General features: G+C 46.2%; 20 protein-coding genes and 1 riboswitch. Of the genes, 14 read left to right on the top strand and 6 right to left on the bottom strand.

From position 1 onward, the window contains the following. Positions 1-7 precede the first annotated feature (7 nt). The 8 genes from NL930_RS11850 to NL930_RS11815 all read left to right on the top strand — a co-directional run bounded on the left by NL930_RS11850 (position 8) and on the right by NL930_RS11815 (position 7150). Complete coding sequence (locus NL930_RS11850; RefSeq protein ID WP_254376804.1) at positions 8-925, top strand: manganese-dependent inorganic pyrophosphatase; 918 nt, start codon at positions 8-10, stop codon at positions 923-925. Between the two features lie 11 nt (positions 926-936). Further along, a complete protein-coding gene (locus NL930_RS11845; RefSeq protein WP_039672032.1) occupies positions 937-1704 on the top strand; it encodes a hypothetical protein in 768 nt (255 codons plus the stop codon). A gap of 62 nt (positions 1705-1766) precedes the next feature. Further along, on the top strand, positions 1767-2486 hold the full coding sequence (ubiE, locus tag NL930_RS11840; RefSeq protein ID WP_256497255.1) for a bifunctional demethylmenaquinone methyltransferase/2-methoxy-6-polyprenyl-1,4-benzoquinol methylase UbiE: 720 nt from the start codon (positions 1767-1769) through the stop codon (positions 2484-2486). Continuing rightward, on the top strand, positions 2483-3742 hold the full coding sequence (xseA, locus tag NL930_RS11835; protein WP_254376803.1) for an exodeoxyribonuclease VII large subunit: 1260 nt from the start codon (positions 2483-2485) through the stop codon (positions 3740-3742). Before ubiE ends, xseA begins: the two co-directional genes overlap by 4 nt. A gap of 207 nt (positions 3743-3949) precedes the next feature. After that, positions 3950-5296, top strand: a complete 1347-nt coding sequence (locus NL930_RS11830; protein WP_041963558.1) for a COG3014 family protein — start codon at positions 3950-3952, stop codon at positions 5294-5296. Then, positions 5283-5690, top strand: a complete 408-nt coding sequence (locus tag NL930_RS11825) for a DUF1425 domain-containing protein (protein ID WP_039672036.1) — start codon at positions 5283-5285, stop codon at positions 5688-5690. The genes NL930_RS11830 and NL930_RS11825 overlap by 14 nt, the downstream gene beginning before the upstream one ends. Positions 5691-5701: 11 nt before the next feature. Further along, positions 5702-6319 (top strand): penicillin-binding protein activator LpoB, encoded by a 618-nt coding sequence (locus NL930_RS11820; protein ID WP_254376802.1) that lies wholly within the window; start codon positions 5702-5704, stop codon positions 6317-6319. Positions 6320-6322: 3 nt separating this feature from the next. Beyond that, positions 6323-7150, top strand: a complete 828-nt coding sequence (locus NL930_RS11815; protein ID WP_254376801.1) for a hypothetical protein — start codon at positions 6323-6325, stop codon at positions 7148-7150. Between the two features lie 35 nt (positions 7151-7185). On the opposite strand, the gene NL930_RS11810 is transcribed toward NL930_RS11815, so the two are convergent. Both NL930_RS11810 and NL930_RS11805 read right to left on the bottom strand, forming a co-directional pair. Continuing rightward, entirely contained in the window at positions 7186-7374 is a 189-nt protein-coding gene (locus NL930_RS11810; RefSeq protein WP_039672040.1) for a CCE_0567 family metalloprotein, read from the bottom strand. A 46-nt stretch (positions 7375-7420) separates the two neighbouring features. Continuing rightward, entirely contained in the window at positions 7421-8413 is a 993-nt protein-coding gene (locus NL930_RS11805; protein ID WP_254376800.1) for an adenosine deaminase, read from the bottom strand. Between the two features lie 73 nt (positions 8414-8486). Here NL930_RS11805 and NL930_RS11800 point away from each other — a divergent pair, with 73 nt between their 5' ends. Together NL930_RS11800 and ribB are read left to right on the top strand one after the other, a co-directional pair. Continuing rightward, a complete protein-coding gene (locus NL930_RS11800) occupies positions 8487-9371 on the top strand; it encodes a DMT family transporter (RefSeq protein WP_254376799.1) in 885 nt (294 codons plus the stop codon). Between the two features lie 32 nt (positions 9372-9403). Beyond that, a riboswitch (FMN riboswitch) is annotated at positions 9404-9557 on the top strand. Positions 9558-9652: 95 nt separating this feature from the next. Continuing rightward, positions 9653-10288: a 3,4-dihydroxy-2-butanone-4-phosphate synthase gene (gene ribB / locus NL930_RS11795; protein WP_060826722.1), complete on the top strand. Its 636-nt coding sequence runs from the start codon at positions 9653-9655 to the stop codon at positions 10286-10288. Position 10289: 1 nt separating this feature from the next. Here ribB and NL930_RS11790 read toward each other — a convergent pair whose 3' ends face one another. Then, positions 10290-11171 (bottom strand): LysR family transcriptional regulator, encoded by an 882-nt coding sequence (locus tag NL930_RS11790; protein WP_254376798.1) that lies wholly within the window; start codon positions 11169-11171, stop codon positions 10290-10292. Positions 11172-11366: 195 nt separating this feature from the next. Here NL930_RS11790 and NL930_RS11785 point away from each other — a divergent pair, with 195 nt between their 5' ends. Continuing rightward, positions 11367-12392 carry a YeiH family protein gene (locus NL930_RS11785; protein WP_039672046.1) on the top strand — a complete coding sequence of 342 codons (1026 nt, stop codon included), beginning with the start codon at positions 11367-11369 and terminating at the stop codon, positions 12390-12392. Between the two features lie 4 nt (positions 12393-12396). Here the strand turns inward: NL930_RS11785 and NL930_RS11780 are convergent, their stop codons facing one another. From NL930_RS11780 to NL930_RS11770, 3 genes are read right to left on the bottom strand one after another with little or no spacing between them, the layout of a single operon-like run. Continuing rightward, positions 12397-13248, bottom strand: coding sequence for a YitT family protein (locus NL930_RS11780; protein WP_254376797.1), 852 nt, complete (start codon positions 13246-13248; stop codon positions 12397-12399). After that, positions 13245-14105 carry a signal peptide peptidase SppA gene (gene sppA, locus NL930_RS11775; RefSeq protein ID WP_254376796.1) on the bottom strand — a complete coding sequence of 287 codons (861 nt, stop codon included), beginning with the start codon at positions 14103-14105 and terminating at the stop codon, positions 13245-13247. The genes NL930_RS11780 and sppA overlap by 4 nt, the downstream gene beginning before the upstream one ends. Then, a complete protein-coding gene (locus NL930_RS11770) occupies positions 14099-15325 on the bottom strand; it encodes a metal-dependent hydrolase (protein WP_254376795.1) in 1227 nt (408 codons plus the stop codon). Before NL930_RS11770 ends, sppA begins: the two co-directional genes overlap by 7 nt. Positions 15326-15778: 453 nt before the next feature. Between NL930_RS11770 and aroQ the strand changes: the two genes are divergently transcribed. From aroQ to folK, 3 genes are read left to right on the top strand one after another with little or no spacing between them, the layout of a single operon-like run. Next, the gene (gene aroQ / locus NL930_RS11765; RefSeq protein ID WP_039672049.1) at positions 15779-16258 is read left to right on the top strand and encodes a type II 3-dehydroquinate dehydratase; all 480 of its coding nucleotides are present in this window, start codon (positions 15779-15781) and stop codon (positions 16256-16258) included. Continuing rightward, positions 16259-17284 carry a M24 family metallopeptidase gene (locus NL930_RS11760; RefSeq protein WP_039672050.1) on the top strand — a complete coding sequence of 342 codons (1026 nt, stop codon included), beginning with the start codon at positions 16259-16261 and terminating at the stop codon, positions 17282-17284. Next, positions 17281-17748: a 2-amino-4-hydroxy-6-hydroxymethyldihydropteridine diphosphokinase gene (gene folK / locus NL930_RS11755; RefSeq protein ID WP_039672051.1), complete on the top strand. Its 468-nt coding sequence runs from the start codon at positions 17281-17283 to the stop codon at positions 17746-17748. The genes NL930_RS11760 and folK overlap by 4 nt, the downstream gene beginning before the upstream one ends. The last annotated feature ends 2 nt before the right edge of the window (positions 17749-17750 follow it).

Below are 17750 nucleotides of genomic sequence, written 5' to 3'. Positions count from 1 at the left end.
AATTTGAATGCAAACGTATGCATGCGGACACATCAATCCCGATTCCGATTCGATCGTATCGGCGATTTCACTCTCGTACCTTAAAACCGAACTCGGCGAAGCTTGTACGCCGGCACGCCAAGGCGAAATTAGCCCCGAGACGGAGTTTATTTTAAAAACGTTCGGACTTGAAAAACCTCTTTTAAAGAACGATTTTTCAGGCGACAACCTTTACATTACCGACTATTCCGATCTTGCACAAGCACCGCACAATCTCAAAGAGACGAATATTTTAGGCATTGTCGATCATCACAAACTCGGAGACATTACGACTTCCACGCCGCTTGAGTGTTGGATTCGTCCGGTGGGTTGTACGAATACGATCGTTAAAGAGATGTATGACCACTATAAAATCGACATTCCGAAAAATATTGCGGGTGCTATGATGCTGGCAATTTTGAGCGATACGGTTTTGTTTAAATCACCCACATGTACCAAAGCGGACACCAAAGCGGTAAAAGAGTTGGCGCATATTGCGGGCGTGGAAGATTTCAAAGCCCTTGGAATGGAGATGTTTTTAGTCAAATCCGCGGTCAAAGGAGCAAGCCCTCGTACGCTCCTATTGCGTGATTTTAAAGATTTTGATATGGGCGGTCATAAAATCGGCATCGGTCAACTTGAAGTCGTAGATTTAAAAGTATTCGACGAGATGAAAGAGGCACTTTTTGCCGATATGAAGGCGTATAAACACGAAGGTCATCGCCATACCGTGATGCTGCTCTTAACCGACATCATGATCGAAGGCTCTCAATTTTTAGTCGTAAGCGACGACGAAAGCAAAATCGAAAACGCGTTTAACACCAAACTTGTGAACCATGAGATGTGGGTGGAGGGCGTTTTAAGCCGTAAAAAACAGGTAATTCCCGTCATGGAAAAACAGTTTTAAAAGCGTACTTTGTGAAAAAGTCGTTTTGGAAAAAAAAATACCTGATTGAACACCCCCATGAAGTGCTTGGCTATTTGCAGAGCACTTCGACTCCATATAAAAAAAATATCGATCAATTTTATTGCGACACGTATGCGACATTCGGTGTTTTAGGCGTACGTTATGACGACGAAGCGACGCTTGCGGTATTGAACGAAGATGCCGCTTTGCATATTCTACGCGACGTCACGAACGATCGGCGCTATAAAAACCGCTTTGTAAAGCTTTTCGGTTTTCCCGAAGAGTATGATTTTGACGAACAGACGGTTTTTGCCAAATGCGATAGATTGGCGGACGTTTCGATGGACTTTACGTTTATGGGCGGGATGAGTGCCCAAAAAGTGTTTAAAGTGCTTCTTTACCATGAAACTTTACGTTTAAAAAATGCGGTGCAAGCCTTGCTCGACGATGAAGGCGACGCACTTAAAAAAACGTATCGGCAACTCAAACGTATCGCGATGCTGCTTAAAATTTCCCGTTTCTTATTCGATACGGCGATGATCGATCGTTTGCAAAACGTCTTGGGTGTTTTGACATGTAAAGAGCGTACGGCACTGTTAGATCGTATGCAAAGCTCTGCTTATCAGGCTTTTTTATGGGATATACAGACGCTTTTAACGGAAAAAAGCGACTTTTTTCTCCAAAAAAAAGGCAATCAACCTCTACTCTTTTTCATCAAAAAAATGGTCAAAAAAGAGCCCAATGCACTGGTAAAACGCCTCAAAAAAGCGATACGCTAAGGCTATCTAAAACTTCATTCGCTACAATATTCTTTTTATGTTCGCCTTAAGAGGATTCATTTTTGGAAAATACCGACACTAAACAGCAAAAAATCGTTCAAATGTTCGATGAGATCGCAGGTACGTACGACAGGGCAAACCGTGTTTTAAGCATGGGGATCGATATTCAGTGGCGCAAAAAAGCGTGCGACGAAACGTTTAAACGCTATAACAAACCTATCGAACTTATCGTCGACGTCGCATGCGGAACAGGCGATATGATGGGCTATTGGTCAAAACAAGCGACTAAAGCAGACCGTAAGATCGGCAAAATCGTGGGCGTCGATCCTTCTGTGGGAATGAGTGACGTCGGGAAGCAAAAATTTCCGGAATTCGAGTTTTTTATCTCCGAAGCGACGGCATTGCCTTTAGCAAACGAAAGCGCGGATATTGTAAGCATCAGTTACGGTATTCGCAACGTGATGAAACGTCAAGAAGCTTTTAGAGAGTTTGAGAGGGTGCTCAAACAAGGCGGCTACGTTGTGATTTTGGAGTTTACGAAAGACGATAAAAAAGGCTTGTTTTTTACGATTAAAGATTTTTACCTCACGAAAATTTTGCCGATTTTAGGCGGACTTATCTCCAAAAATAAAGCGGCGTACGAATACCTTCCTAACTCCATCGAAGGTTTTTTAACCGCAAGTATGCTCCAAAAAGAGCTGGACGATGCGGGATTTGAAACCGAATTTTGCAAAAGTTTTTCGATGGATATTTCGACTTTGGTTATTGCTCGAAAACGATGAGTCAAACGCAAAGCGTCTCAAGCCTCAACAACCAGATCAAGTCGCTTTTGGAAGCGACGTTCTTACATGTTAGCGTCGAGGGAGAAATTTCAAGGGCAACGTACCACAGCTCGGGGCATCTTTACTTTACGCTTAAAGACGCCGATTCCGCGATTGCTTGCGTGATGTTCAAAGGCAACGCCAAAGCCCTCAAATTTCAGCTCGAAGAGGGTATGGCGGTGATCGTTCACGGCGCATTATCGGTTTTTTCTCCCAGAGGAACGTACCAAATCAATTGCCTTAGCATGGAGCCCGCCGGTAGCGGTGCGCTTGCCAAAGCATACGAACAACTCAAAGCAAAACTTTCCGCCAAAGGCTATTTTGATGCGGAGCGAAAAAAGAGGCTTCCCAAATTCGTCGAACGTGTCGCGTTAGTGACGTCGGCGACGGGGGCTGCCCTCCAAGATATGCTCAAAGTCGCTCAAAAACGCTGGCCGCTCGTGAACATAACGCTTTTGGATACCTTGGTGCAAGGCGAAAATGCCAAGTTAAGCATTGCGGAGAATATTGCCAAAGCCGATCGCTTAAACGTAGACGTGATTATCATCGCGCGCGGCGGCGGTAGTATCGAAGATTTGTGGGCGTTTAACGAAGAGATCGTCGCCGATGCTATCTTTACATGTCAAACGCCGATCGTCTCCGCGGTCGGGCATGAAATCGACTATGTAATTAGCGATTTTGTAGCGGACGTTCGCGCTCCCACGCCTTCTGCGGCGATGGAGATGTTGCTTCCCGATCAAATCGAAATGCTCCAGCGCTTAGACGACACGGCGCAACACTACGAACGTTTGGTCGAACGTTTAGTGCATACGAAAGTTCTTGCGTTAACGCGGCTTCAAGAGTTGTTTCATCAACACTCTATCGATCGTAAAATGGCATTATGGAAAAGCGAGATCGCTTTATTGCAAGGGCAATTAAACGAACGTTTCGAACGTTTATTGCGCGAAAAAGCGTATGCGCGTCAAGGTCTACTCGAACGCCTCGTCTTTCAAACGCGCCAAAATCTGAGCACGCACGAACAACTTCTTGTGACGTATCGCAATGCGTTTAGTGCAAAAGAGCCCAAACGCGAGCAAAAAGAGTGTTATGCGCAAATCGTCCGAAAGGGTAAAAAAGTAGCACTCGAAACCATTGAAATCGACGAGGTATTTGAACTCCAAACCCCCTCGACAATCCTTCTAGCCCAAGCTTTAAGCAAACGACCTTTAGACCTGTAACCTTCTTTGCGATCGACGTATAGATCGGCACCTTTTTTATAACGCAAAACGTAACGATAGTAGGTTACAATGCGGTCGTATAGCGTTCGATTCTTTTCTTACTCTAATAATAAAAATTTAAATATTTTTTGCCTATGATAGGCAAATTTTTACGGTGTAAAGGTTTAATGTTTTGCAGATTATTTATCTTCCATAAAAAGGATTGCTATGAATCGTTTTGGGGCATTGGGTATCATCAGTAGTGTTGTCGCATTTTTCTTCTTAACGGGATGTACGCCGGCGGTGTCGACGCAACAGTTACAAGCGGGGGCAAATCAAAAAGAGACGGTCGCTAAAACCATCGAACAGATGGAAAAAGATACCTCGGCACAAAGTGAAATGTGGCATTGGTTGAACTTGGGACGCTTGTATCAAAGCAATAAACAATATGAAAAATCGATCGAAGCTTTCGGTAAAGCCGAGGCGATTTTAGACGAGTACGAAGCGCGCGCGGAAGTAAGCATGCGAAACGTCGGAGCGGGTATGGGATCGTTGTTGTTCTCTAAAGGTGCGGAAACGTACTACGGCAAAGGGTACGAGCGAACGCTGATGCATACGTTAAACGGGCTTAACTATGCGATGCTGGGCAATTTTGAGGGCGCGACGGTTGAAATGCGTAAAATGGAAAAACGTCAAGAATTCTGGCTCAAAGAGTCCGAAGAAAAACTCTCCGAAACGCAAAAAAAGAAAGAAGAGGTTAAGGGCAATCCCAATACCGATCAAATTCCCGCAGGCTATTCGATGGGCGAAATGTTACAAGACCCCGACGTGAGAGCGATGGCAAACAACTATCAAGATGCTTTTTCGTATGCTCTAAGTGCCGTCGTCAGTCGCATCTCCAACGACACGCAATACTCCGAAATCAGCCAAAAAAGAGCGGTAGCACTCTCTCCGGAAGCGTCTACGGTGTTTGCACCTTCCAAACAAAAAGCAACACCCGATACGGTAGATGTTTACGTCGTAACGTTTACGGGACAAGCGCCGGTGCAAAGTATCGACAAGATTCGCTTTCCCTTACCGAGTTTAAATTATTATACGGTGCTAGACCTTCCTTCGCTCAAACACCCCAAAGACGATATTTCTTACGTCAATATCTATTCGCCGTTGATGGGCGAGAGTGCTTCTCCTAGACTTTTAAAAACGGACAAAATGGCGTATAAAACGCTCAAAGACGAGCTTCCTTTGGAAATTATGAAATCAGTCGTTCGTGCGACGACCAAAGGCGTCGTAGCCAAACAAGCGTCCGATCACGGCGGCTTGCTCGGCGGTTTGGCGGCGTCGATTTTGATGGACGTTACGTCAAGCACGATGGAGCAAAGTTATCGAAACTGGGAGATGCTTCCTAACTCCGGATACTTATCGAAAGTTTCAGCGAAAAAAGGCGATACTGTCATCGTGAAACTGGGAGGTCAAGAGTTCGGTGTTCAAATCCCTCAGGAGACCAAAAACGGCTCTTTGATTCTCGTTTCGTATCTTTCTAGTCAAAACGTGGAGGTCGATCATGTTGAATATTAAATCGTTGGCTTTGAGTGCGATCGCTCTTTTAATGCTCGGCGGATGCGCCAATCAAAATTCGCAAATGCAACGCGATGCCGTGATGGAACGCAATAAAGCACTTAGCGTCGATAAAGTCAATTACGTTGACGATATGGACGTACTCGTCAGTGATATTAAGTTGTTTAAAGAGAACGGTTTTTTGAAATTGATGGCAGAGTTTATCAATGCGGATAACGGTGAAAAACGCGATTTCGTGTACCAAGTCGAATGGTACGATCAGTACGGTCAACTCAAAGAGACGACCAGCTGGAGACCGAAAACCGTCATCGGAAATCAAAAGATTAAAGTGGTAGAAGCTGCTACAATACCTTCTATCGTTGATTATAAATTAATTATTTCAACCAAAAAATAAGGAGTACGCCTATGGGTTCTATTTCAAAAATTATCGGTAGCGCGGCGGTAGCCGCATTATTATTTTCCGGATGTGCCACGACCGGAGGAGCAGGAAAAGTAGACGGCGGCGATAGCAACGTTGCGTACGGCGATGCCAAAGCGGTTGAAACGGTCACGGCAGATTTCGGTTCGACCGATCTTCAAGCAACGGCCGAAATGATGGCACAATCGCTTTTGGAAGTTCGCTACATTGCGAAAGCGCAACAGCCTCCGAAAGTGCGTTTGATGGAAGTTAGAAACCAAAGTTACGAGCATATCGATACGCGTGCGATTACCGAGAAAATTCGATCGAAACTTCTTAAATCCGGTTCGGTTCGCTTTGTTGCGGACAGCGCCAACTTGGGACAAGTCAACGAGGCACGAGATTTCTTAGAGACTTCGACGAAGAAAAAGAACGTCAAAGCAATGACGGATTTTGATTACGTGATTACGGGAACCGTTCGCTCGATTAAAAAAGCCAACGCAAACGTCCAAGACAATTACTACAGTATTATGTTGCAGTTGGTTGACCCTCAAAGCAGCGAGATTTTGTGGGAAGACGAAAAAGAGATTCGTAAGGTTAGCAAAAAACCCTCTTTAGGTTGGTAACGTATGAAACGATTTAGCCTAAAAATAGTGGTAGCTCTTTTGCTGGCGGAATGCTTAGCGTATGCTCAGGTGGTTCCGTTTGACAAAAGCGTCGTGGTAATGCCTTTGCGTTATACGTATCAAGTGACGCGCGAGTTTTATGACGAATACGCAAGAGCCGAGTCGTCGCTCAAAGGTTATGCCCATGAAAAGGGCTCCGCTTCCTACGATGCGAATTATCGCGAGGGCTATTACAGCGGAAGCGCAAGTGCCCAATCCAAAGGGAGTTTCGACGGCAAATACGATCTCAAGTCCAAAGACGAGAGCGAATTTCACGCGAGCACCGATAAAGTGATTGTCGAGAAGAGTTTCGACTCGGAAAAATTGACCGGTATGATCGAATCGGCTTTGAGCGAAGGCGGTGTGAAACTGGGCACGCGAAATCCCGAATATATGAGTGCCAAAACGTCGGAAGAAGCGGCTAAAAAGGCGATTGCTAAACGCGCGGGAGATTATGTCTTAACCGGCGATATTGTGAAAATGCAATTGGGCGGTATTCGTAAAGTTCCCGACGGTACGCATCGACGTTATGCAATTAACGCTACATGTAAGATCAATATCAAGATTACGCGTGCAAGCGACGGAACGTCGGTATTCGCTCGAACCTTTACGGGCAAAGGATCCAAAACGTTTGACGCACGAGATTACATTCCTGCCGATGAAGTCGTCGATATGGCGGTCGAAGAGGTCGCAATGCAGATCACGGCGGCGGTTTTAGGCAAACGTATCCCCAATCCGAGCGAATCGGACGCGGAATACCAAGACTCTCCGGGCAAGCGTCTGGTAGAGTAATCATTTGGCTACGAAGGTTTTTTCTTCGTAGCCTTTTAGAGTCCGTAAGTTTTTTTAAACGCTTCAGCTTCTTTGACCGCTTCGACGACCTTAGCCGAGAGAATCGGCAGTTCTTCGTACTTGACCCATAAGGTATCTTCGACGATGTCGTGAATCTCTCCGGCAATTTCTACCGCAATGCGCTTCAGACGCGCCAACTCTTTTTTAAGCTCTTTTTCGTCCATCATTAACTCCTTACATGTCATGCAAGAAGAGTGCAAGGAGTATTCCTCAAAGCGCGTCGATGTATCGGTAAAAATACTCTTTGCGTTCTTGCGGTAAAAACGAGGCTTCAAACGAATTTTTCGCCAAAGTTTTGAGCTCTTCGGGACTGACATGTAAGCTTTGTACCAAGGCTTCGTAGTTTTCGTTGACATAGCCGCCAAAATATGCCGGATCGTCCGAATTGACCGTGACCAAAAGCCCCTCACGCAAAAGCTTGAGAATGTTATGGTTTTTCATGTCGTCCACCGCGCGAAGTTTGACGTTGGAAAGCGGGCAGACGGTTAAGGGAATGCGGTGCGCCTTAAGGTAAGCGACCAACGAGTCGTCTTCGTCGCAGCGAATGCCGTGATCGATACGGTTCACATGTAATAATCGAATCGCTTCCCAGATATAGCCACTATCTCCCTCTTCGCCGGCGTGCGCGACGATGGCGTAGCCTTCTTTTGCGCAGGCTTCAAAGAGACGCTTAAATTTGGAAGGCGGGTGTCCCACTTCGCTGGAATCGAGTCCTACGCCGATAATCTTCTCTTTGAACGGAAGGGATGCTTGAAGCGTTTCAAACGCCGATTCTTCGCTTAAATGGCGTAAAAAGCACATGATGAGATACGAGCTGATACCCAACTCCGCTTCGGCGCGCTCTAACGCACGGGTAATGCCTCTTATGACGGTTTCAAACGCGATACCGCGGGCGGTGTGGGTTTGCGGATCGAAAAAAATCTCTACATGTAAGACGTTTTGCTCTTGGCATTTAAGAAGGTACGCCCACGTCAGCTCAAAAAAATCAGACTCGCCGATAAGTACCGCCGCTCCCGCGTAATAGATGTCCAAAAACGACTGCAACGAGGTAAAACGGTAAGCTTTTTTCACCGCTTCAACACTGGGGTAAGGGATAACGACGTTGTTTTTTTGAGCCAACGTAAACAGGAGTTCGGGCTCTAAGGTGCCTTCGATGTGAAGGTGAAGTTCGGCTTTGGGGAGTTTGGCGATAAGATCGTTCATTATGGCTCTTTTTACGTAATTATAGCAATTTTGAAAGAACACGTTATAATAAAATTTTTCAAAAAGGACGTGAATGAAACCGCTTTCCAAAAAAGCGCAGGGCATCTTTTATGTGGCACTTTGTATTTTTTTATGGTCGATGATCCCGACGTTTGCCAAACTTTCCCAATCCAGACTCGATCATCATCAGTACCTTTTTTACTCCAGCGTCGTGTCGTTTTTATCGCTTTTGGCGGTGGCTACGTATCGCCGAAGAACGCATGAATTGCTCAAATATTCGGCTAAAACGTATCTTGCGCTATTGGGTCTTGGTTTTTTAGACTTCTTGTTTTATTTGTTGCTCTATTTCGGTTACGAAAGAGCCAACGGTTTGGAAGTCTTGGTCATGCAATACACATGGCCGATTTTTATCGTACTTTTGTCGCTCTTTATTTTGAAAGAACGTCTCGGATTGGCTAAGATCGTTTCGTTGATTTTGGGGTTTGCGGGCGTGGCGATCGTCATTACCAAAGGCGATTTGGCGCAAGTCGATTTTGGTAATATCGGCGTCATTATCACCGTTTTAATCGGTGCTTTTTCGTTCGCGCTTTTTTCGGTGCTCAGTAAAAAAGTGAGCATCAATCTAACCAATGCCGTGAGCGTCTACTTTTTCACGGCGGTGGTGTATTCGTTTATTTCGATGGAGACGTTTTCAAGCTTTACGTTTCCCACGGCACAAGAGTGGCTCTTTATCGCCGTTAACGGTGTTTTTTTAAACGGCATTTCGTATCTCTTTTGGATTAAGGCGCTGCAAAACGCCGATGCATCGTTTGTCGCTCCTTTTATTTTTATCACGCCCGTTTTGTCGGCAAGTTTTCTCATCGCGGTATTTGACGAGCCGATTTTACCCGTTTATTTTATCGGATTGGCGTTGGTGATAAGTTCGGGTATCGTGAATAGTCTTAAAAAGCGTTTTTAATTAAGCCAATCGGTTGTATGATTTCAACGAAACTTATTTCTCAGGGCAGGGTGCGATTCCCTACTGGCGGTAATCTTACATGTAAGAGAGTCCGCGAGCGCCTTTACATGTAAGAATGTGAAGGGTCAAGCAGATTTGGTGCAACTCCAAAACCAACGGTTACAGTCCGGATGAGAGAGAATAGAGTCCTTTATTACCATTGTTGTATGACAAGGTCGTGTCTCTAAGTATTAAACATGCCCTGATTCTGGTAAGTTTACTCATTTTCTTAGGAGTAACCCATGAATCAACCTTGCGCGCGTTTTGTCGCGCCTACCTCCCTCTCGAACGCTTTGGAAGCGTTACGCAACCGTAGCGGCGTTATCGTTACCGACCGAAACGATCGTGAAGACGAAGCCGACGTTATCTTTCATGCCGAAACGCTAACGTTGGAACAAACGGCGTTGCTGATTCGCGAATGCAGCGGAATCGTCTGTTTGTGTTTACCTCCCGAAAAAGTGGATGCGTTGGAACTGCCGATGATGGTCGCGCACAACCAATCCAAATTTCACACCGGCTTTACCGTCTCCATCGAAGCCAAAGAAGACGTCAGTACGGGCGTGAGTGCCAAAGATCGTCTGAGAACGATTCAAGCCGCAATTCATCCAAACGGTAAAACCAAAATTGTCTCTCCGGGGCATGTTTTTCCGCTTCGCGCCAAAGAAGGCGGCGTGCTGGAACGGGACGGTCATACCGAAGCTTCGGTAGATTTGATGCGTTTAGCGGGACTTTCGCCTTATGCGGTGTTGTGCGAGCTGACCAATCCGGACGGCACGATGACCAAAGGAGAAGACGTACGCGCTTTTGCGCGCAAAAGCGGTTTCCCGATCGTCTCTATCGAAGAGATTATCGACTATCGTCGCCAAAACGCGTGTTAATTTAAGAAGGACGGAGTACGTTTAGGACATGCGTTTTAAACGTACTCAAAAGTTTGCTTTGGTACTTGTCTTTGTGGTAAATCAGGTAAAACGGACGACGAATCGAGACGTTTTTGAGCTGAACTTCAAAGAGTTCGCGACGTTGAAGCTCTTTTTCGACGACGACGCGCGAGACACACGTCATAATATCCGCAGAGTGTAACAGAAGGGTTTTCGCCTCCTCAAATTCGCTAAATTCCGTGAAGACGGGCAAAGAACGCGCAATCTCCCCTAATGCTTCTAAAAAAACTTCGCGCGTACCCGATCCTTTTTCCCGTAAAATCCACTTTTTTTCGAATAATTCGTCGATGTAGACGCACCGATTTGCCAATGCGCCATCGCCGGTGACGACGATGAGTTCGTCATAGCCGATCGTCTCTTTGACGATTTCGCGTTCATCGCATGCCGATTCGATAAATCCTATATCGATGATGCCGTTTTTAACCATCTGAATGATCGTTGCCGAATTATGAATCTCTTTGTGAATGCGTACGTTTTCATGGTACAGTAGAAAATCAAACACGATGCGGGGCGTCAAATAATCGCCGATAGTTTTGCTCGAAGCGATTTTCAAAATACCCAAAAGCGCATTGCCGCTAAACAAACTCTGAGCCTCTAAAAGTGCCGTAAAAGCAGGGTAGGTTAGCTCTTTAAAAAGTCTTCCCGTTTCGCTTAAAACCAACTTTTTCCCGATGCGATCGAAGAGAGGTTCGCCGATGTCGTGCTCAAGCGATTTGATCGCTAAGGAGAGTGCCGATTGCGTGATGTTTAACTTTTGCGCCGTTCTGGAAAAATGGGGCTCTTCGCATAAACGGTAAAAAAAAGAGAGTTCTTTGAGCGTCATTTTCTTTCTTTCTTCAAAATTAGCGTCAAACGCTTTTTACGCGTTAGGAATGATGTGCTAGCGCGAAGTCTAGGGCGTACCCAATCGTTTTTACACAAAATTGATTTAAAATATTAATGATTATAGCAAATTTAATTTATTTTGTTTATGAATAAAAAGCTCCTATAATGGTTGAAATTTTTAGAAGGAAGCGGAATGTTTCGTAAAGAAAATCGGTCTCATACCCTAAGCGGTATCTTGTTTGTCGCGCTTTTTGCGACGAGTGCTACGTACTTGAGCGAGTTTGAGCTGTTTAAACATTTGGGTTTAAGCCCGTTGATCGTGGGCATTGTGCTCGGAATGCTCTATGCTAACACCTTGCGTTCCAAGTTGCCGCAGGAGTGGGTTGCGGGTATTTTATTTTCGACTAAAACGATTTTACGTACGGGGATCGTTTTTTACGGTTTTCGTTTGACGTTTCAAAATATCCTCGAAGTCGGTTTGGCGGGCGTCGTTACGAGCGTATTGGTCGTTTCATTGACGTTTATCATCGGTTATCTGGTCGGGACGAAACTGCTAAAACTCGATAAGGAGACGACGATTTTGACCGCGGCGGGCAGTTCCATTTGCGGAGCGGCGGCGGTTCTGGCAACCGAGCCCGTCGTCAAAGCCGAAGCGTATAAAAGCACGATTGCCGTTTCCACGGTCGTCGTGTTTGGAACGATAGCGATGTTTTTGTACCCCTTTTTGTACCGTGCCGGGTTTGTGCCTTTGAGTCCCTCCGAAATGGGTATTTACGTAGGAGGAACTTTGCATGAAGTTGCGCACGTTGTTGCCGCCGGAAATGCCATCGGCGATGAAACGTCGCAAAGTGCCGTGATCGTTAAGATGATACGCGTTATGTTGTTGGCGCCGTTTTTGATTCTTTTGGGACTTTGGCTAACGCGTGCCTCCAAGTCGATTTACAAAACCAAAACTAAGATTACGATACCGTGGTTTGCGGTTTTGTTTATCGTCGTTGCGGGGTTTAATTCGCTGCATCTTCTGCCCTTACATGTCGTCGATACGATCAACGCCTTGGACACGTTTTTGTTGACCATGGCGATGAGTGCTTTGGGCATGGAAACCAATGCGAGCAAGTTTAAAAACGTGGGTATGAAGCCGGTCTATTTAGCGACGATTTTATTTGTATGGTTGATTTTCGGAGGCTTTGCCATCGTTAAATTTTCTTTGACGTTGTAGCGCGTTAGTCTCTACCTAAAAATTCGCTTGCCTCGGAAATGATCAGAAACGCTTCGGGATCGTATTCACGGATAATATCTTTTAAGAGTTGAATTTTCGAGGCTTCGACGGACAGTAAAATCATCGTTTTGATCTGCTTTTCATGATGCAATCCCGTTCCCGTAAAGATCGTACCGTGCTCTTCGATGCGATCTCGAATCTGCTCGGTGAGGATTTCAACGTTGTTAGAGATGATTTTGACGACTTTTTTAGACGGACGACCCGTAATGATCGTATCGATCACTTTGGTCGTGACGTACACGCCGAACATACTGTAAAGGGCTCTTGAAATATCGCCGTAAGCAAAAATATAGACGATCATAATCGAAAGATCGATGCTCAAAAGCACTTCGGCAGCTTTGAACTTCGTCTTTTGCGCGACGATTTCTCCCACAACGGAGGTGCTTCCGGTCGAAGAACGTCCTTTGATAATCAAGCCTACGCCAAGACCGATAAAAATACCCCCAAATACCGCCGCAAGCAATAAATCGTCGCTCAGCGGTTTGAGGTGTAAGGCTTCGCGAAAAAGATCGGTAAAAAAAGAGGTTGCAAAAAGCGCGACCAAGGTTTTTAGAAAATAGAGTTTGCCGAAATAGACGTACCCTAAAACGATAAAAGGAATGCTCACGCATACGATCAGCGTTCCTAACGTGAGTTGCGTGATGAAAAAGTGCAAAATCAAAGCAATACCGATGCCCCCTCCGGTAATCACACCGTTAGGGGAGAGAAAGCATACGACGCCAAACGCCATCGATAATGCGCCTAAAAAGACGTACGCCGTTTGGAGAAGTTGCGTCGACAATAAGGCTTTTGTCATTTAAGATACCCGGTTAAATTGAGAAGCGGAAACTTGGTCGAGCTTTCGAGTTTTTTCATCCACTTGTCCATCGGGTCGGGTTTTTCCCAAACGGGATGCGCGACGTTCGCCAAAGCTTCAACCCTCTTTTTCGCCTCTTGTGCTGAACCTATTTCGTCGATGAGGTGAACGTTTAAGGCTTTAGAGGCGATAAAAACCTGTGCGTTCGCAAATTCGTCGGGTTTCGCAAGGTTCAGCCCGCGCGCGGTTGCTACGTCTTTGACGAAAAGGTCGTATGCATCGCCGATCAGACCTTTGAGTGCTTCTTTCTCTTTAGGCGTCCACTCTCTGGTAAACGTTCCCATTTGTTTGTATTCGCCGGCGGTAATAATCTGCTCCGAAATACCTAGTTTTTTAGCCAATTCGGCGACGTTGGGTGCTTGGAAAAGTACGCCGATCGAGCCGATAAAGGCACCCGGATTGGCGATAATGGTGTTCGACCAAATCGAAGCGTAATAGCTGCCGCTGGTCATGCTTCCCGCCGCGTACGCGACGACGGGTTTTTTCTCCGCCAATCGCTTAACCGCTAACGAGAGTTCGATGGAAGGAGCAAGTGCGCCGCCGGGAGAGTCGACATGTAAGAGTACGCCTTTGATTTGGTCGTTTTCTTCGGCTTTTTCGATCGTATCCAAAATTTCGTCGATGTTTAAGATTTCGCCTTCGATTTTGACGATCGCAAGGTTCGGCTCTTTGATCTCCTCTTGCGAGACGACGATCCATGCGACGATTAAGAGTAAGACGACGGTTTTAAAGTGGGTTTGAACGTAGTTTAAAATCGCACCTAAGACGATAAAGGGTTTTTTGAGTAGGTTTAACATAAGGCTTCTCCGTGAATATAAATCGCTTCCATGCGACGGGTGTGTAGGAGCGTTTGTACGATCAGCGTTTCTCGGTCGCACGCTTGCGGAAGCGTTGCGACGACAAGGTCGGCATAGCGGTCTTTTTCAAGCGATCCGCACGGAAGTTTTAAGGCGTTTGCCGCGTTACATGTCACGCTTTGCAAGAGCAGTTTTGCCAAGGTCGTAAGATCGCGCTCGTAATGCATCATCAAAGCACTTCGCATCTCGTCCCAAAGGCTAAGCGAGGTGTTGGAGCTGAGTCCGTCTGTGCCTAAGGTAAGGTTTATTTTTGCGGCAAGCACTTTGGCGATGTCAAGTTTGCCTGCGCCCAAAAGACGATTGGAAACGGGGCAATGCGTGAGCGTTGCTTTTTGATCGGAAAGGGCGTGCAGCTCTTCGGTATCGGCATAAACCGCATGGGTAAAGAGCGTCGGAACGTTTTCAAACAGGGCAAGGTATTCTAAGGCATCGCACATCGGTTTTGCGTGGGGATTAAACGCGCTTAAAAAGGGTTGAAAATCCCCCTCGGCGTTATCGAGCCAAGCACGCTCGGCAAGGCTTTCCATAAAATGCGTCGAAACGACGCACCCCTCTTCGCGTGCTTTTTGCAAGGCTTTTTTCGCCAAAATCGGATGCGTCGAATAGGGCGAATGAACCGAAATAGCCGGAATAAAACGATTGCCCGCATGGGCTTTCGAATCCTCAAAACGACTCGCAAAGTCTGCGTACATCGCATCGACCGCACTAGGAGCGGAGCCTAAAATTTCATTGAAATAAACGACGCGTTGGGGCGTTTGTACGCAAGCGTGTAAATCGGCTCCGAAACTGCTGATGGCACCTAAGGTCGTCGTTCCGCTTTGAAGCATTTCGCGAAGCGCGGCGGCGATGTGTTCGTGCGTTGCGAGTGCGCTGAGCTCTTCGCGGTGTTGAATGACGGATTGAAGCCACGGAATAAAGTCGCCGTAACGAAGCATCGTACGGTTGGCGCTAAACTCTAAATGCACATGGGCGTTAATCAAACCCGGCAAAATAATGCTATGCGGCGGCGTTTGAATCAGCGTAGCGTCCGGATAACGCGCTTGAAGCGCATCGCTTTGTCCTATGTCGATAATCGTTTCGTCGAAAACGACGCCGCCTTTTTCGATGATCTCAAACGTCGCGTTACATGTTAGGACGAAATCGGCAATCAATAACTTCACGTTTTTCCTTTATGTTCTTCCAAAGAAGAGTATTCAACTTCCTACAAAATACCTTTTCGTAAGAAAAAGCACCGAAGGGTGCGCGGGCATTGCGTCTGGCAAAACCCAGTGTTAACGTAGCTTTTAGAGCTTAGCTCTAAAGGCGTGACAAAGATAAAAAAGCACCGAAGGGTGCGCGGGCATTGCGCCGAGCAAAACCTAGTGTTAACGTAGCTTTTAGAGCTTAGCTTTAAAAGCGTGACAAAGATAACAAAGCACCGAAGGGTGCGCGGGCATTGCGTCTGGCAAAACCCAGTGTTAACGTAGCTTTTCACGGAAACTTCGTTTTAGAGCTTAGCTCTAAAGGCGTGTTCTGCGTTCTTTTGCGTTGAGTGAAATGCGAATAAAATCGCGTAATTGTATCCTAAACTAACCGCTGATATAATAAGAACAAATTTTTAATAAAGGTTATTCATGAAAATAGTCGTGATTCAAGGTCCTAATCTCAATATGCTCGGTTACCGCGAACCAAACGTTTACGGTGCGATGAAATTAGAAGAAATTCATACGCAAATGGAAGCGGTCGCCAAACAAAATAATTTTGAGATCGAATTTTTTCAATCCAACTTGGAAGGCGAAATCGTCGATAAGATCCAAGAGTGTTTGGGCGATGCCGACGGTATCATCATCAATCCGGCGGCGTATACGCACACCTCTATCGCGATTCGCGATGCGATCAGTGCGGTTTCGCTTCCCGCGATCGAAGTGCATATCAGCAATATCTACCGTAGAGAAGAGTTTCGTCAAAAAAGTATGACCGCAGCGGTTTGTACGGGACAAATCAGCGGTTTTGGACCTTTTGGCTATCACCTTGCCATGATCTCGATGATGCAAATGTTAGGCGAACTCGACGCGCTTCGCAAAGCGCAAGCCGCCGGACAAGCCAAAGCGTAAATGAATTATATCCTCAAAGACGAAAACGCACAGTATTTCGAATGCGGTTTTTCGTGCGATAACGCGATTTTTCTGAAACTCGGCAGTGAAGCGTTTTTCATTACCGATGCACGTTATACGACCGAAGCAACGCAGGCGATTCAAAATGCCGAGGTTGTTTTAGGCGACAGACGCGATTTGTTGAAAACGGTTCGTTTGCTGGTACGAAAAAGCGGCATTTCACGTTTGGTCTACAATCCCAGCGAATGGAGCGTGGACGCTTATGAGCGTCTTAGCTCCACATTGAACGTCCATTTTCAACGAAAAGCCAATTTCTCGCAAGAAAAACGTATCGTGAAAAGCGAAGCCGAGTTGGCGCTTTTAAAACAAGCGGCACGGTACGGCAAAGAGGCGTTTGCGCGCTTTGGGGAGTTTTTAAAAACGCATGAAGGACTCGATGAAAAACGTGCCTTTTTCGAAGCCGAAGCGATTTTTAAAAACGAGGGTGCGTTGGGGCTGAGTTTCGATCCGATCGTTGCATTCGGCGAAAATGCCGCCAAACCGCATGCGCTTCCTACCGGTAAGCGTTTAGAACACGGCGAACTCGTGTTGCTCGATGCGGGCGTAAAATACCGACGCTACTGTTCCGATCGTACGCGTACGAGCTATTTTAACGAACATTTCGGCTTTGAAAAAGAGCAACGTTTCAACGATGCACGCCGACAAAAAGTGTACGATACCGTCTTGTTTGCCCAAGAAGCCGCACTTAAGGCGGTACGTGCGGGCATTCAAGCCAAAGAGATCGACAAAGCCGCGCGCGACGTTATCGAAAAAGCGGGCTTTGGAGCGTATTTCGTGCATTCTACGGGGCACGGCGTGGGATTGGACATTCACGAACTGCCCGTGATCGGAGCACGTTCCTCCTCGATCATCGAAGAAAATATGGTATTTACGATCGAGCCGGGGATTTATTTGCCCGGAGAGTTTGGCGTGCGTATCGAAGATACGATCGTCGTACGAGCAAACGGCGCTGAGGTTCTGGGGTGAAATTAGAAAAAATCCGTTTTTTTCCGATGCGTTCGTCTTTGCCCAAACGGTTTAAATACGAAGCATTGATCGGTATCGGAGGCAATGAGGGAGATGTTAAAAAACGTTTTCGCAACCTCTATCGGTTTTTTATAAACGATCCGCGCTTGCGTATCCAAGAGAGTTCGCCCGTTTTGCAAAATCCGCCTTTTGGCTATTACGAACAAAACGATTTTCACAATGCGGTAATGCTCGTAGAGACTTCTTTACATGTTAAAGCGTTGCTTACGATGCTTTTACATGTAGAGAAACGATTTAAACGCGTGAGACGCTTTAAAAATGGACCAAGAACGCTTGATTTGGATATAATATTTTTCGATCGTCTTCGACGCAACGATTCACGGTTGACGCTCCCGCATCCTCGATGGAGCGAACGTTTATCGGTCGTCGTTCCGCTTTTTATGCTAAAACGTTTCAAAGGATAATG

Origin of the sequence: Sulfurospirillum sp. hDNRA2, from assembly GCF_024206095.2 — a bacterium.
In the GTDB taxonomy this organism is placed as follows: Bacteria; Campylobacterota; Campylobacteria; order Campylobacterales; family Sulfurospirillaceae; genus Sulfurospirillum.
This window is presented reverse-complemented; position numbering and strand designations above follow the sequence as displayed.

Coding starts and splice junctions, on each gene's coding strand:
- NL930_RS11850 (WP_254376804.1), top strand. CDS start 8: ATGCAAACGTATGCATGCGGACACATCAATCCCGATTCCGATTCGATC.
- xseA (WP_254376803.1), top strand. CDS start 2,483: ATGAGTCAAACGCAAAGCGTCTCAAGCCTCAACAACCAGATCAAGTCG.
- NL930_RS11830 (WP_041963558.1), top strand. CDS start 3,950: ATGAATCGTTTTGGGGCATTGGGTATCATCAGTAGTGTTGTCGCATTT.
- NL930_RS11825 (WP_039672036.1), top strand. CDS start 5,283: ATGTTGAATATTAAATCGTTGGCTTTGAGTGCGATCGCTCTTTTAATG.
- NL930_RS11820 (WP_254376802.1), top strand. CDS start 5,702: ATGGGTTCTATTTCAAAAATTATCGGTAGCGCGGCGGTAGCCGCATTA.
- NL930_RS11815 (WP_254376801.1), top strand. CDS start 6,323: ATGAAACGATTTAGCCTAAAAATAGTGGTAGCTCTTTTGCTGGCGGAA.
- NL930_RS11810 (WP_039672040.1), bottom strand. CDS start 7,374: ATGGACGAAAAAGAGCTTAAAAAAGAGTTGGCGCGTCTGAAGCGCATT.
- NL930_RS11805 (WP_254376800.1), bottom strand. CDS start 8,413: ATGAACGATCTTATCGCCAAACTCCCCAAAGCCGAACTTCACCTTCAC.
- NL930_RS11800 (WP_254376799.1), top strand. CDS start 8,487: ATGAAACCGCTTTCCAAAAAAGCGCAGGGCATCTTTTATGTGGCACTT.
- ribB (WP_060826722.1), top strand. CDS start 9,653: ATGAATCAACCTTGCGCGCGTTTTGTCGCGCCTACCTCCCTCTCGAAC.
- NL930_RS11790 (WP_254376798.1), bottom strand. CDS start 11,171: ATGACGCTCAAAGAACTCTCTTTTTTTTACCGTTTATGCGAAGAGCCC.
- NL930_RS11785 (WP_039672046.1), top strand. CDS start 11,367: ATGTTTCGTAAAGAAAATCGGTCTCATACCCTAAGCGGTATCTTGTTT.
- NL930_RS11780 (WP_254376797.1), bottom strand. CDS start 13,248: ATGACAAAAGCCTTATTGTCGACGCAACTTCTCCAAACGGCGTACGTC.
- sppA (WP_254376796.1), bottom strand. CDS start 14,105: ATGTTAAACCTACTCAAAAAACCCTTTATCGTCTTAGGTGCGATTTTA.
- aroQ (WP_039672049.1), top strand. CDS start 15,779: ATGAAAATAGTCGTGATTCAAGGTCCTAATCTCAATATGCTCGGTTAC.
- NL930_RS11760 (WP_039672050.1), top strand. CDS start 16,259: ATGAATTATATCCTCAAAGACGAAAACGCACAGTATTTCGAATGCGGT.